We start from the raw sequence: 13,220 nt of genomic DNA on the forward strand, positions 1-13,220 counted from the left end.
GACGGGCTGGGGTAGGGCGCAGCATGCTGCCCCCAGCGCACTAGTCAAGCCGCCAATACCACAAGTCGTCGATGCGATAGGTGTAGTCGCCCGGTGCGCCGCCGTTGGCATAAAGGCCAAAGCGGCCACCGCTAAAGTGCCCGTCTTGGATCTCGTCAATTTCAAACTGGTTGGCGTACAGCGTGATCACATCGCCGATCAAGCGGATGCCGAGGATATTGGTCTCCTGGCTTCCGCGGCGGATGTGATCGCTTTCCGTCCACGCGATCAGCTCGGTCTTTACATAGGGTGATGTCGAATCCAACCGGTCCAAGCGGTAACTGCCGTCGCAGGCAAAGGCCACGATGTAGCCGTGCGCCCCAGTACCGCTGCCGGCCCGCGGCCCGCGCACGATCAACCCGTAGGCTTGCTTGCCGCTGCAATTATCGGTCTTCACGGTCATTTGCAGGAACAGATCATTGGGGGTGGGCGCAGTGAACCACCAGGTATCAAAGCCGGCTTGCTTACCGGTTACGCTGAGGTGACCGCCCCCCAGCGCCAGGCGCAGCAGGTTGTCATTGGGTAAGCCGTTGGAATCGGACCAATTGCGGTCATCGTCCATGCTGTCATATAGCGTGGGCGAATTGCCATACTCGCTGCGCGGGTCAAAGGGCAGCGGGGTCGGCGTCAGGGTCGGCGTGGGGGTATCCGAGGGCACCGGTGTTTCGCTGGGCGGCAAGGTGGGGGAGGGCTCAGGCGTATTGCTGGGCAATGGCGTCTGCGTGGCCGTTGGCGAAGGGGTAAAGGTGGCCGTGGGGTCGAGGGTAGCCGTTGCCGTCTGGGTGGGCGCGGGCGCGAACGGCAGCGCACAGGCGCTCAGCGCCAGGCATCCCAGGGTCAACGCCGCGGAAAGAGCGAAAGTTCGTTTCATCAAAGCATCCTTTGTATGCCCACACTATAGAGCAGGCCGTCTATTTTTGCAGTAGATCTATGCTTGGAGTTGCAGGTTTGTTGCCAGTTTTGGCCAATCGCTTGATAAGCGTTCCTCAGGCTGGTATAAGAAATCAGCTATGTATATTGCCATCGAAGGTGTCATCGGTGTGGGCAAAACCACACTGGCGCGCATGCTGCAGCAGCGCTTTGCGGCAGAACTGCGCCTCGAGGTCTTTGACGAAAATCCGTTCCTATCTGATTTCTACGGCGATCGGGCGCGCTATGCCTTTCAGACCCAGATCTTCTTTTTGCTCAGCCGCTACCACCAGCAAAACAGCTTTATGCCCGAGATTTTGACGCAAGGCAAGAACTTGATCACTGATTACACCTTCGCCAAGGATGCCTTGTTTGCGCGCATCAACCTGGTGGGGGACGAGCTGGACATGTATTACAAGGTGCACGATGCGCTGGCGGAGAAGATCCAACTGCCTGAGCTGATCGTTTACCTACAAGCCTCCACGGATGTGTTGATGCAGCGCATCGCCCGGCGTGATCGTCCCTACGAGCGCCAAATGGAACGCGCCTATATCGACACCCTCAACACAGAGTACGAGAGCTTTTTTGACGATTTTTTCAAGGGCGTGCCGGTGTTACGCATCCCAACGGATGCGCTGGATATTGTCAGCAGCCCTGCGGCGCAAGACCATGTAGAACAGGCCATTCGCCAGGCGTTAGCCCAGGCTCCCCGCCAGACGCAGTTACCGCTCGACTAAAAGAGCTGCGCTGGCGCAGCTCTTTTGTGTCAATTTTCATATCGACTATTGTCTATTTGTTCATCTTCGTGGCTGCGGCGAGGCGCTGCGCCGCTGGGGGTATCCTGTGCCGCCCAGCGCGCCTCGGCTTCGGCCAGGGCCGCGGGGCTCGCCCGGCGCACCATCACCCATTTGCCACAGTGCGGGCAGCGGTCCAATTTCTTGGCGCCCATATTGAAGCTAAAGAACTTCAGCGGGAAGGGTAGCGCACAGTGCGGGCATATTGCGCCGCCAGAGAGGCCGTACTTGCCGCGCTCGGGCCGCTTGCGGATCAGCAAGGCCGGCACAACTGTGGTGAGCAGGATCAGGCCAAACACGATGCCGAGCAGCGGTCCGAGCAACTGCACTATCTTGCCGCGCGATTCTTCGGCGGAGAGAAAGGTGCGCGTGATCTCGTTGGAATGCAGTGGCGCGCCGCTGGCAGGGTAGCCAATGGCGTAGATGCGGTGCTCGCCGGGCGCGTGATCCTTGGTGGTGAACTGGACGCGGAACGGGGTCTCGTCATCCGTGGCGATCAGCGCTGCGTCAATGTAAAACTCCACGCGCTGTAAGTTGGCCGGCCCCTCGGCGATCAGGCTGAACAGCCCTTCGATGTCATTGCCAAAACCAGCGTGACCAAAATCGCGGTTCATGCGCAGGCTAAGGCTTGTGTCTTGAGCATGCACGGGCGCCGCCACAAGAAACAAGGCCAGCACAAGAATAGATACAGCAAGCTTCTTCATTGAGGTCCTTTGGGTTACTTCCATCGCGTCAAAATCGTTTCACGCTGGAACAAGCGAATAGCAAAGTACAGCAACGCGAGATCTACAAACACCAATGCGCCCGCGATGGTGAGCAGGATCGATTGATCGAGCGCTACCACGCCTACCATCTGCCCAATGAATAGGGCCGTGACCGGCAGTACCAGCAAGCCCGCCAGTTGCTCAGCGGCCCGCGGATCGTTCACGCGCGAGGAGATCATGATCGCCAGGCTCACCCCGGTGAGCGAGAGCAGCGGGCCGACGACAAAGATGCCCACCAGCCATAGCGCCGAGAGCAGGCGGCCGGCCACTGCACTGCCCGCAATGACTGAGGTGCCAATTGCGAAGATGGCAAAACTTGCCAGGCTGGCCAGCAAAGCCGGCAGCGCCGCGGCGATGGCTTTCCCGGCCAGCAGTTGCCCGGTAGTGATCGGCGTGGCGAGCAGTGGCTCGAGGGTGCGCGTAGACTTCTCGCCCACAATGCTGTACGAGGCGATCGTGATCGGAATGATGGCAGGCATCATCAGGAACAGCACCAGGAACTGTTGCAAAAGCAAAAGCTGCGTGCATTCCAGCCCTTCCAAAGGGCCACATGCGGCCTTTAGCTGGCTGATCAATGGGCCGAACTCTGACTCAATCGTGCTTACCTCTGCGCCTGAAGAGGCATACAGGAGGCCCAAAGGGATGAGTGCAAACACCAGCGGCATGAATACCACGCTAAAGATCACCAGCTTATTGCGAAAGACTTCAGCCCATTCCTTGCCAACCAGGACGGCGATCTTTTTCATGCCGCCCCCTCAGGCTGAGCCTGGCCGCCCAATAACTGAAAATACACATCTTCCAGGCTCTGGCGAATTTCGCCAACGAACTGCACATCGGCGCCCAGCCCAACCAGCTCGCGCAGTAGCTCGGGGTTGTGCGCTTCGGGGTCATCTAGCTTGACCACGATCTTGTCGCCGCGCAGAGTGGCTTCATGCACATAGGTTTTCTGACGCAGCGCGCTGACGAAGGCTTCCTTTGCCGCCGCCAGATGAAAGACCACCGAGCGGCCAAATAACTTGCGGCGCAGCGCATTGGGGGTATCCACCGCCAGCAGCTTGGATTTGAAAATAGCGATGCGATCGCATAACCGGTCTGCTTCGTCAAGATTATGTGTGGTGATGATAATGGTGCGCCCCTCGCCGCGCAGCTGCTCGACAAATTCGCGCACCGTGCGCGCCGCTTCGGGGTCGAGGCCGCTGGTGGGCTCATCCAGGAAGATCACCTTGGGCTCGTGCAGCAAGGCGCGGGCAATGGCCAACTTCTGGCGCATCCCCTTAGAGAAGCCGCCCACGGCTTCGTGGCGCCGGCCCCATAAGCCGAGCATGCGCAGATAGCGCTCCACTTGCCCGGGGATATCCTGCACCTCGTACAGCTCAGCGAAGAAGCCCAAATTGCGCTCGGCGCTGAGTTGCTCATACATGCCCGGCGTTTCCGTCAGAATGCCGATGTCCTTGCGCAGCGCGGTGTCATCTGCGCCGAGACGATGGCCGGCCACCCAAGCCTCGCCTTCACTCGGCGCGATCAGCGCTGCCAGCATGCGGATGCTGGTGGTCTTGCCGGCGCCGTTAGGCCCGAGCAGGCCAAAGACTTCGCCTACAGGAATTTTGAGATCGAGATGATCCACCGCGTCCAGGCTACCGAAGCGTTTGCTCAGCCCGTAGGCTACGATTGCGTCGGCATTACTCGGTGCCGGCCCCTGCGGCTGTGTTTCACGTGAAACATCTTGGGTGGCTTCAGGCATCTCAGGGCCGCCCTTCCACAATAAATACAGGGCGAATACAACACTGGGAATACCGGCGATCACTCCGGTGGGATAAGGGCCCAACAAGGAGCTCAGCCCGCTGGCCTCCGGGTTGATCATCAAGGCCCCCAAGCCAGCGATGCCATTCAAGCCGGCGTGGGCGATCACCGCCGGCCACACGCTGCCGCCGCGCAGCACCAGCCAGCCCATGATCACTGCCCACGGAATGGTGAACCACACCATTGCCAGGATCCCGGCCCACGGTGCCCCAAAGTAATCAAAGCCATAGTTGTGCCCCATGGCAATGATCGGCGCGTGCCAGAACCCCCAAATGATGCCACCCAAGACCGTGGCTTTACGGAAGCCAAGCGGCATCAGTTTTTGTTGCAGATACCCACGCCAGCCAAACTCTTCACCAAAAGTGAAGATGCTGTTGATCAGCGGGGCCAGTAAAACCCCTTGCCCCACCTGGATGAGCAGCAGCGTCCATGCATCAAAAGGCAATGCTTGCCCCGCCACTTCCGTGATGGCGTCGATCTGTTGTTGCAACACGCTCAGCGCGCTATCAAAGTGCCCCGGGAACACGCCGAAGTACACCACCAAGCCGAGAATGGTCAGCACTGTGGGCAGCAGCCAGGCCAAGGCCCAACTAAACCATGAGCGGCCTACATTCGGTTGCAGCCACAGATCCTTCCAGCCTTCTTTGGTGATGGCGCGGGTGAGCAGGTGGGCGATGGCGGGTGACCACATGCAGCCCAAAGCCAGCAGCACCACGGCCAGCGTAATGCCCGTGCCGGGGAACAATTCCGGGCTGTCTACCAGCCCGCCGGTGGCGTAAATCACGGCGGCAAACGCCCAGCACAGCCCAAAGGCCAATGCCAGGAAGATCCAAATGCGTCGGGTGTCGAGTGTCTTCATCCTGCTCCTGTGTGTTTCACGTGAAACATGCTGCATCAACTAGAAAACGATACTACCAATAGTTAGTGCTGCGCAGATAGAAAAGCCGCCAGGTTTGTCCTGGCGGCTTAGAAAGGTTTAGCTCTTGGGGGTGTTTTGCTGTGCTAGCGAGACCATGCCGCTCATGCCACCTAAGTTCATGGTGTCCACGGCACTGCTGGGCACGATGACCATGGCGCCTTTTTCCTTGAGGCCCTCGAACAACATGTTCATCGCCCGCAGATGCAGCGCGGTGGGATTGTCTTTGTACGCGCGCGAGGCTTCGGCGAACGAGTCGGCAATTTGCTTCTCCGATTCGCCCAGGATCACGCGGGCTTGGCGCTCACGCTCGGCCTGCGCCTGGCGCGACATGGCGTCTTCCAAATCCTGTGGGATGACCACATCGCGAATCTCCACCGATTGCACGGTGATGCCCCACGGCGTGGTGCGCTCATCGATGATCTTTTGCAGGTCGGCATCCATGCGGGCGCGGCCCACCAGGATGTCGGCCAGGTCGCTGGCGCCGATCACTTCGCGCAGCGCGGTTTGCGCTGCCCAGCTGATCGCGGCGCGATAGTCTTCCACTTCCAGGGCGGCCTTCTCGGCATCCCACACCAGCCAGAACATCACCGCGTCTACGTTGACCGGCACCGTGTCCTTGGTGAGCGTTTTCTCGGCGCTGAAGGGCGCCACGATCACACGTTGGTCGATCCACTGCGTCACCTGGTCGGCCACCGGCACGATCCAGAACAAGCCCGGGCCGCGCTGCCCAATGAAGCGGCCGAAGCGCAAGACCACCGCCTTCTCCCATTGGTCCGCCAGCTTGAGGCCGAGCAGTACATACAGCCCGCCAATGAAGGCGAGCCCGCCGAGGATCACCGCGGCCCAGGCCGCGCCTTGCAATCCCAGCCACAAGGCCAGGCCGCCGCCGGCGAACCAAAGCACCATCATCAGCAAGGCAGCAATGCCCGGCACGTGCCCAGAGCGATTCTTGTGTGCTGTCGAAAATCCTGTAGTAAGCATGTTGTCTCCTTTTTAGTTTCTGTTCCGTTCCCACGAACGGATATGTTCTTCGATAAGGCTGCGCACTTCGTCTGGCTCAAAGCCCAACTTCTGCGCCTCTTCAACATAATGCTCACTGAGCGAGCGTATCTGCTGTTGGCGCAGCCGCTGCAAATCACGGCCGGAGGGCGCATCGAGGATGAAGGTGCCGCGGCCGTGCTGGGTCGAGATCACGCCTTCTTCGTCCAGCAGGCGGTAGGCGCGTGCCACCGTGTTGAAGTTGATGCGCAGGTCGGCGGCCAGTTGGCGCACGGTGGGCAGTTGATCGCCGGGCTTGAGTTCACCATTGGCGATGGCCTGCTTGATCCCGCTAATGATCTGCAGGTACGCCGGGGTGTGCACCGTCAGGTCTACGTGGAGTTTAGCTATCGGGCTCAATGTATCACTGTACCTCTGTATGAATGTATATATGTATTATTGTACAATTTATAGGAATTGTCAAGTGCGCGTCCCTTTTGGCTCAAAAAACCGATAGGCTTTAGGAAGGGACTAATTGCAATGACCAAAAGTGAAGTAGCCCTAATTCGGGCAGCCCAGGCAGATCCTGCCCAATTTGAGGGCTTGTACCGTGCCTATGCCGGGCGGGTCTTCGGTTACCTCTACAGCCGCGTCGGTTCGCGTAGCGAGGCCGAAGAACTCACCGCACAAACCTTCCTGGCTGCGCTGGAACGCCTGCCCCACTACACCCACAAAGGCTACTTCGCCGCCTGGCTGTTTGCCATCGCCCGGCACAAAGCCGCCGATAACTTCCGGCGCCCGCCCGCCGAGCCCCTGCAGGCCGCCGCGCAGCTTGGCGCCGAGCAGGATGTGCTGGCCGACTTTAGCGAGCGTGAGCTGCACGCCGCCTTGCGCCAGCACATCGCTGCGCTGCCGGCGCAGCACGCCGAGCTGCTGCGTTTGCGCTATGTGGCTGGCCTGAGCTTTGCTGAGATCGGCGCGCTGTTGGGGCGCAGCGAAGGCGCCGTCAAAAAATCAATCTACCGCTGCCTCGATCGTTTGCAGCGCCAGTTAGAGGTCGAGCATGTCTAATCCCGCCACCCACCCTTTGGAGCCCGCACTGCGCGCGGTTTTGCAAGCCCCGCCGTTGCGGCCTGAATTTTCCGCCGCATTGAGCCAGCGTTTACAGGCCGCGGCCCATGCCCGCGCCACCCACACCACCCCGGCGCCGCGTTGGCGGCCCGGCCGCCGCCTGGCGCTGGCCGGCCTGCTGCTGGCTGCGGTTCTGGCGCTCACCTTGGCACTCGGGCCACAGCGCGTGCTTGCCCAAGTGCTGGGCTGGTTTGGCTACGTGCCGGGCACTGGCTATGTGGAAACGGAGCAAGGCTTGCGCGTGCTCGCCAACCCGCACACCTTGGAACAAGACGGCATTCGTGTTTCGACGGTCGATGGCCTGGTAGACGATCAGCAAACCGTGCTGACGATCTTGTTCGAAGGTATCCGCCAGGAGCAAAAGCCAGCTTCCGAGGATGTGCTTGGTTGCTTCAAGAACCCGAGTATCCAATTGCCCAACGGAGACATCCTCAAAGTGCTGAGTGGTAGTGGCGGCGGTGGGCACAGCTGGATGCAATTGCAACTTAGCTACCCCGCCATCTCGGCGGATGTAACTGAGGCGATGCTGCTTGTACCCTGCGTGCCCGAAGTGTTGCCCGGTTTGGGGCCGGAGAATATGAACATGCCGCTGTTGTTCGCTCCAGCTCCCGAAGGTTTCCAAACCTTACTAGTCCAGCCGCTTGCACAGCCTACCGAAACTGCGCCCGCGCCGCACGGCTTTGCCTTGGGTGTGGAAGATTATGTTGAGCTTGAAGATGGCTATCTGATCCGCGGCCAACTCTCCTGGCAAGACAGTGAATTCACCGCACCCGAATTCTGGTCGATCGGGCTGACTCTGCTGGATGCACAGGGCAAGCTCATCCCCACAGAATTTGAAGAGTTCCCCAACCCGCCGAGTGACCCAGGCCAGCGCTTCCTTACCTGGACGCTGCGCACGGACACGAAGCACATCAGCAGCCCGGCGCGCATCGTGCTTGAGGATCTCTCGGTGCGCATTACCCAATCCATCGATAGCGCGGCTGAGATCACCATCGATCTCGGCCCTAGCCCCAGCCACGGCCAGCAGTGGCAGGTGGGCGCGCCGTTACCTCTGGGCGCCCAGAGCATCCAGGTGGAATCCATGCAATTCGTCGCGCGCGCCGATGGCAGCTATGCGCTGGAAACTCGTATGCACTTCGACCCGGCGGCGATCACTTACATCACCCTGCTGGATAAGGACAACCTCAGCCAAGGGATCGGGTTGTATGGAGGCTCCGTAGAACCCGGCATCTTGGATCAGGGTCTGATCTACGACTATCTACCCACGGGTACTCATCGTTTCTGGGTGGATAACTACTTTGTTCGTATGCAAGGGCCTTGGCAGGCCGAGTTGACCCTGCCAGCGCCGCGTGCGGCGGCCACTGCGGTGCCCACCGGTGCGGTGTGCCTGCGCGCCGAGGATGAACCCACCAGCGCGCCGCTGCCGCCAGAGTTCAGCGGGCGCGTGATCGTGCAAGATTTCTCCGCCGGCGGCATGCTGCCAGGCCTGTATCTGATCTCGTTGGATGGAGCAGATCGCCAATTCATCGACATCGGGAGTTCGCCGGCGCTATCGCCAGATGGCAATCAGGTCGCCTATGCTCACGATGGGCTGCGCCTCTATGACCTGCCCAGCGGAGAAATGCGCACCCTCATCCAGGAGGATAGCGCCTACTCGATGGCCTGGTCTCCTGATGGTGCGCAACTGGCCTTTGTGCACAGTGGGCAAGGCGTATTTCGTATCGGTGCGGATGGCAGCGGCCTACAAGCCATCCCTGGCAGTAGTAGTGATATGACCGCCATCGCCGGCTGGCTGCCGGATGGTAAGCACATCGTAGTCAGCCGCGGCGTACCTGGCGGCGCGCAGGTGCAAACGCTCAACGTAATCACGGGTGAACTGAGTGACCAGGCCGAGATCAGTAATCGCAAAGGTGGCTTTGTTACCCTTTCGCCAGATGGCCGCCAGATCACTTTTGCCCAGACGGTTTTCGGTGGCTTTCAGTACAGCGTGTTCGCTGCGCCGTTGGATGGCAGCCAGCCGCGCCTCGTGGCTGAATCGAGCACTGAGCGCATGTATGCTGCTGGTGCCTGGCTGGGCCAAGACTGGCTGATCGTCAATGTGTTCGATCCGAATAGTGGGTACATGCCAGCGCTGCTGCTTAATTTGGCTACCTGTGAAAGTTTTGCGCTGCCCCTGCCTGCGGTGCAGGTGATGGCGGGGCGAGCGGACTAAGGCGCTTCGTTATAATGCCATCCACAAGAGGTGCGCATGCGTAACGTGATCTTTGCGATCAACATCTCATGAAATTTCGCGAAGTAGACCAAACGAACTGGGATGATTTCGTAAGCCTCTTCGAGGGCAAAGGCTGCCCATCCTATTGCTGGTGCATGGCCTGGCGCCCCTTGCCGGGCAACCGCCAGCAGGCCAGCAATGCAGATCGCAAAAAGGCCATCGGCTCACTGGTCAAACAAGCTATTCCCATCGGCATTCTCGCCTACGATGGCGAGACACCAGTAGCCTGGTGCTCGATCGCACCGCGCGCCAGCCACACGCCACTGGGCGGCGCGCCGTACGAGGGCGTAGCCGAAGAGAAGGTGTGGTCGCTGACCTGCTTCTTTGTGCCGCGCGCCCGCCGTGGCGAGGGCATTGGCAAGCAACTGTTGGCCGCCGCGATCAAAACCGCGCGCAAGCATGGGGCCAAGATCGTGGAGGCTTATCCAGTGGATCCGGATTCGCCCAGCTATCGTTTTATGGGTTTCGTTTCCAACTTTGAACAAGCCGGTTTTACCGAGACCGGGCGTGCCGGTAAACGCCGTCATGTGATGCACTTGCGTCTGGATGGTAAACAGTAAGACGCTGGAGCTCGATGCGTGGCCGCGCATCGATACGGCTGAGCGCAAGCCAGGTATCGATGGGGTGCAAGCATCTCATTGAAACTTTTACCACTAAGGTCTGCGCCCCAAGCAATTGTTTGCAATGTGCGCTTTGTGCCACTTGATCAATGCTGTGCAAACATAAAAAAGCCCCGGCAAACGCCGGGGCTTTTTAGTTTAGCCGGGCGCTCACCCAGGCGCGCGCATCGTCTACATCCGTGAACATTTCAAACGGAAAGCCATACATCGTACTGGCCACTTTCTTTACCAAGGGGCCATAGAACGCCAGCATGGCGCTGGTGGGCACTACCGAAGCCATCCCTACGCACAGGCGCTGCAGAGCGGGCTTCTTGTCCTTGACCCATTGGGTGAGCACGGCGTTGGCGCCCCGCTCGCGATCCTTGCCGTCACCGCCGTCGTTCACGATCACCAGGGCAAAGGGTTGGCCCTGGGCGATCAGCTCATCCCCCGCACCCGTAATGGCGAACATATCTGCCTTCATGATCGGTTCATACGTGTGCATCACGATCAATGGGCTTTCCGAGGCATCTATCTTGTGCATGCAACAAATCCTTTCATGCGCAGTATAGAGAGCCGGGAGCCCACAATCTAGCCTAGCGGGCGAAGCTGGGGTTATATGCGTTTGAGCCGCTTTTTCACCCTATGGTGAAAGTTAGCCTGCCAGCGCCTTGGCATGGCGATAGGCCTGGGCATACAAATGCAGCATGATCGCCATGCCTATCGGGTTGGTGAAGAAAATACCAACACACAGCAAGATGTAGCCGGCGAACAAAGCAGCATAGGAGGCAATGTAGCCCAATAGCGCCGCGGCTAGAAATTGCTTCCCGTTGGCCCGCAACAAGGTGAGCAGCCAGGGCAGCTCAAATGTCTGGCGCAGCGAATAGGTCTCGGCATAACGCGCCGATACGATGCCCATCAGGATCAGCAGCGCCACGCTGGCCAGCACCCCCACTAGCTGGAATATCGTCATCAGCAGCACCCGTGTGGCTTGATCTTTGCTGGCAAAAAAGAACACCAGCAAATACAGCAGCGACAAAGGCAAAATGACAATCATCCAGGCCAGCATGAATTTGAATCCGTGCAGGCTGTACTCACCCAGCGCATCCCATTCCGGCAGGCTGCTTTTGCCAGTCTGGATCAGGCGGCGCTGCATTTCCAGCAGCCAGCCCTGCACGGGAATAGCGCCAACCAGCGTCAGCGAAAGCAGCCCGGCGATCACAAACTTGCGCAGCCACTGCGGGTCTTGGAAGATAAACAGAAAGGCTTGATTGATATCCAGCGAACGTAGTTTAGGCATATCCCTCCACAGAGTACATTGTATTGCAACGCGCGTAGAAGCTGCCCGCCCAAAGGCAGATTTTGTGGATGGTAGAATCCAAACTGTAAACCAAGTAGACCTTAGGAGCTGCTGAATGGAAAAGCAAGTCGCTACATTTGAAGTCAAGAAGGGCCTGGCCCAGATGCTCAAGGGTGGCGTGATCATGGATGTGGTCACGGCCGAACATGCCCGCATTGCTGAAAATGCCGGCGCAGCAGCCGTGATGGCGTTGGAGCGCGTGCCCGCCGATATTCGTGCCCATGGGGGCGTGGCGCGCATGAGTGACCCTGGCCTGATCGAAGAGATCATGAACACGGTCAGCATTCCGGTGATGGCCAAGGTGCGCATCGGCCATTTCGTCGAAGCGCAGATCCTCGAATCCCTCGGGGTTGACTATGTCGATGAATCCGAAGTGCTCACCCCGGCTGACGAAGTCAATCACATCAATAAGCACGATTTCAAGATCCCCTTCGTGTGCGGTTGCCGTAACCTGGGCGAAGCCCTGCGCCGCGTCGGCGAAGGGGCTGCCATGATCCGCACCAAGGGCGAAGCCGGCACGGGTGATGTTGTGGAAGCTGTGCGCCATGCTCGCACCGTGCTTGGCACCGTGCGCAAACTGCAGACCATGCCTGACGAAGAAGTGATGGCGCTAGCCAAAGAGCTCGGCGCGCCGTATGAGCTGGTGAAAGAAACTAAGGAGCTCGGCCGCCTGCCCGTGGTCAACTTTGCCGCCGGCGGTATTGCCACCCCGGCAGATGCCGCGCTGATGATGCAACTGGGTGTGGATGGTGTTTTCGTAGGCTCGGGTATCTTCAAATCGGGTGACCCTGCCCGCCGGGCTGAAGCGATCGTCAAAGCCACCACGCACTACAACAACGCCAAGATCCTCGCTGAAGTCAGCCGCAATCTCGGTGAGCCGATGGTGGGCCGCCAGGTGACTGACATCCCCGAAGCGGATCTGATCGCTAAGCGCGGATGGTAGGAAGGCCAGTGAGTAGGAGTAGTGAGTAGTGAGTAGTGAGCGGTGATCAGGAGAAGCCCAAATCTGTCACTAATCACTAATTACTAATTACTAATTACTAATTACTAATTACTAATTACTATGCTTGTAGGCGTCCTCGCACTCCAGGGTGATTTCGCAGAACATGCCAGCATGCTGGCTCGTCTCGGCGCACAGGTGCGCGAGGTGCGCCTGCCCGCCGATCTCGACGGGCTCGATGGCTTGGTGCTGCCCGGCGGCGAATCCACCACCATCGGCAAACTGGCTACTGATTATGGCTTGATCGAGCCGCTGCGCCAATTCGGCCAGGCACATGCCATCTATGGCACTTGCGCCGGAGCGATCTTCCTTTCCAAAGATGCCGAACGCCAACAGCCCTTGCTGGGCATTATGGATATCACCGTTGAGCGCAACGCGTATGGCCGCCAGGTCGAGAGCTTCGATGTATCTGTAGATGTGCCTGCTTTGCACGGCCTGGCCCCCGGCGATCCGCCCGTGCGTGCCGTCTTCATCCGCGCCCCGCTGATCAAATCCGTCAGCGGCGAGGCCCGGGCGCTGGCTAGCCTGCCTGATGGGCGCATCATTGCTGCCCAGCAGGGCAAGCTGCTGGCCACTGCCTTCCACCCCGAAATTTCGGGCGACGATCGCTTTCACCGCTATTTCCTGCAGCTTGCAGGAAATTAATACAACCTTG

The 13,220-nt window shown here is 59.4% G+C and carries 13 protein-coding genes and 1 pseudogene; 6 read left to right on the forward strand and 8 right to left on the reverse strand.

What is annotated here, in order from left to right:
• Positions 1–40 precede the first annotated feature (40 nt).
• Positions 41–910, reverse strand: coding sequence for a hypothetical protein (locus tag KF821_06430; protein ID MBX3005449.1), 870 nt, complete (start codon positions 908–910; stop codon positions 41–43).
• 139 nt (positions 911–1,049) lie between these two features.
• On the opposite strand from KF821_06430, the gene KF821_06435 reads away from it, so the two are divergent.
• The gene (locus KF821_06435) at positions 1,050–1,685 is read left to right on the forward strand and encodes a deoxynucleoside kinase (protein ID MBX3005450.1); all 636 of its coding nucleotides are present in this window, start codon (positions 1,050–1,052) and stop codon (positions 1,683–1,685) included.
• A 29-nt stretch (positions 1,686–1,714) separates the two neighbouring features.
• Here the strand turns inward: KF821_06435 and KF821_06440 are convergent, their stop codons facing one another.
• From KF821_06440 to KF821_06460, 5 genes and pseudogenes are all read right to left on the reverse strand, one after another.
• Positions 1,715–2,446, reverse strand: a complete 732-nt coding sequence (locus KF821_06440) for a hypothetical protein (GenBank protein MBX3005451.1) — start codon at positions 2,444–2,446, stop codon at positions 1,715–1,717.
• A gap of 14 nt (positions 2,447–2,460) precedes the next feature.
• On the reverse strand, positions 2,461–3,252 hold the full coding sequence (locus tag KF821_06445) for an ABC transporter permease subunit (GenBank protein ID MBX3005452.1): 792 nt from the start codon (positions 3,250–3,252) through the stop codon (positions 2,461–2,463).
• Positions 3,249–5,165 carry an ATP-binding cassette domain-containing protein gene (locus KF821_06450; GenBank protein MBX3005453.1) on the reverse strand — a complete coding sequence of 639 codons (1,917 nt, stop codon included), beginning with the start codon at positions 5,163–5,165 and terminating at the stop codon, positions 3,249–3,251. The genes KF821_06445 and KF821_06450 overlap by 4 nt, the downstream gene beginning before the upstream one ends.
• Positions 5,166–5,282: 117 nt before the next feature.
• A pseudogene (locus tag KF821_06455) lies at positions 5,283–6,038 on the reverse strand (slipin family protein).
• 180 nt (positions 6,039–6,218) lie between these two features.
• Positions 6,219–6,623: a GntR family transcriptional regulator gene (locus KF821_06460; GenBank protein MBX3005454.1), complete on the reverse strand. Its 405-nt coding sequence runs from the start codon at positions 6,621–6,623 to the stop codon at positions 6,219–6,221.
• Between the two features lie 120 nt (positions 6,624–6,743).
• Between KF821_06460 and KF821_06465 the strand changes: the two genes are divergently transcribed.
• From KF821_06465 to KF821_06475, 3 genes are all read left to right on the forward strand, one after another.
• A complete protein-coding gene (locus tag KF821_06465) occupies positions 6,744–7,274 on the forward strand; it encodes a sigma-70 family RNA polymerase sigma factor (protein MBX3005455.1) in 531 nt (176 codons plus the stop codon).
• Positions 7,267–9,546: a hypothetical protein gene (locus tag KF821_06470; GenBank protein ID MBX3005456.1), complete on the forward strand. Its 2,280-nt coding sequence runs from the start codon at positions 7,267–7,269 to the stop codon at positions 9,544–9,546. The genes KF821_06465 and KF821_06470 overlap by 8 nt, the downstream gene beginning before the upstream one ends.
• Before the next feature lie 68 nt (positions 9,547–9,614).
• Positions 9,615–10,166: a GNAT family N-acetyltransferase gene (locus KF821_06475; GenBank protein ID MBX3005457.1), complete on the forward strand. Its 552-nt coding sequence runs from the start codon at positions 9,615–9,617 to the stop codon at positions 10,164–10,166.
• A 193-nt stretch (positions 10,167–10,359) separates the two neighbouring features.
• Here KF821_06475 and KF821_06480 read toward each other — a convergent pair whose 3' ends face one another.
• Positions 10,360–10,749: a hypothetical protein gene (locus KF821_06480; GenBank protein MBX3005458.1), complete on the reverse strand. Its 390-nt coding sequence runs from the start codon at positions 10,747–10,749 to the stop codon at positions 10,360–10,362.
• 111 nt (positions 10,750–10,860) lie between these two features.
• Positions 10,861–11,505, reverse strand: coding sequence for a DUF4013 domain-containing protein (locus tag KF821_06485; protein ID MBX3005459.1), 645 nt, complete (start codon positions 11,503–11,505; stop codon positions 10,861–10,863).
• 115 nt (positions 11,506–11,620) lie between these two features.
• Here KF821_06485 and pdxS point away from each other — a divergent pair, with 115 nt between their 5' ends.
• Positions 11,621–12,508, forward strand: a complete 888-nt coding sequence (gene pdxS, locus KF821_06490) for a pyridoxal 5'-phosphate synthase lyase subunit PdxS (GenBank protein ID MBX3005460.1) — start codon at positions 11,621–11,623, stop codon at positions 12,506–12,508.
• 120 nt (positions 12,509–12,628) lie between these two features.
• The gene (pdxT, locus tag KF821_06495) at positions 12,629–13,210 is read left to right on the forward strand and encodes a pyridoxal 5'-phosphate synthase glutaminase subunit PdxT (protein ID MBX3005461.1); all 582 of its coding nucleotides are present in this window, start codon (positions 12,629–12,631) and stop codon (positions 13,208–13,210) included.
• Positions 13,211–13,220: the final 10 nt, after the last annotated feature.

The organism is Anaerolineales bacterium (genome assembly GCA_019637755.1).
Taxonomy (GTDB): domain Bacteria; phylum Chloroflexota; class Anaerolineae; order Anaerolineales; family UBA11579; genus JAMCZK01.

What these genes read in the sequence shown, in the direction of transcription:
- KF821_06485 (MBX3005459.1), bottom strand. Translation starts at nt 11,505, where the DNA reads ATGCCTAAACTACGTTCGCTGGATATCAATCAAGCCTTTCTGTTTATC.
- KF821_06470 (MBX3005456.1), top strand. Translation starts at nt 7,267, where the DNA reads ATGTCTAATCCCGCCACCCACCCTTTGGAGCCCGCACTGCGCGCGGTT.
- KF821_06435 (MBX3005450.1), top strand. Translation starts at nt 1,050, where the DNA reads ATGTATATTGCCATCGAAGGTGTCATCGGTGTGGGCAAAACCACACTG.
- KF821_06465 (MBX3005455.1), top strand. Translation starts at nt 6,744, where the DNA reads ATGACCAAAAGTGAAGTAGCCCTAATTCGGGCAGCCCAGGCAGATCCT.
- KF821_06445 (MBX3005452.1), bottom strand. Translation starts at nt 3,252, where the DNA reads ATGAAAAAGATCGCCGTCCTGGTTGGCAAGGAATGGGCTGAAGTCTTT.
- KF821_06450 (MBX3005453.1), bottom strand. Translation starts at nt 5,165, where the DNA reads ATGAAGACACTCGACACCCGACGCATTTGGATCTTCCTGGCATTGGCC.
- KF821_06430 (MBX3005449.1), bottom strand. Translation starts at nt 910, where the DNA reads ATGAAACGAACTTTCGCTCTTTCCGCGGCGTTGACCCTGGGATGCCTG.
- KF821_06440 (MBX3005451.1), bottom strand. Translation starts at nt 2,446, where the DNA reads ATGAAGAAGCTTGCTGTATCTATTCTTGTGCTGGCCTTGTTTCTTGTG.
- pdxS (MBX3005460.1), top strand. Translation starts at nt 11,621, where the DNA reads ATGGAAAAGCAAGTCGCTACATTTGAAGTCAAGAAGGGCCTGGCCCAG.
- pdxT (MBX3005461.1), top strand. Translation starts at nt 12,629, where the DNA reads ATGCTTGTAGGCGTCCTCGCACTCCAGGGTGATTTCGCAGAACATGCC.
- KF821_06480 (MBX3005458.1), bottom strand. Translation starts at nt 10,749, where the DNA reads ATGCACAAGATAGATGCCTCGGAAAGCCCATTGATCGTGATGCACACG.
- KF821_06475 (MBX3005457.1), top strand. Translation starts at nt 9,615, where the DNA reads ATGAAATTTCGCGAAGTAGACCAAACGAACTGGGATGATTTCGTAAGC.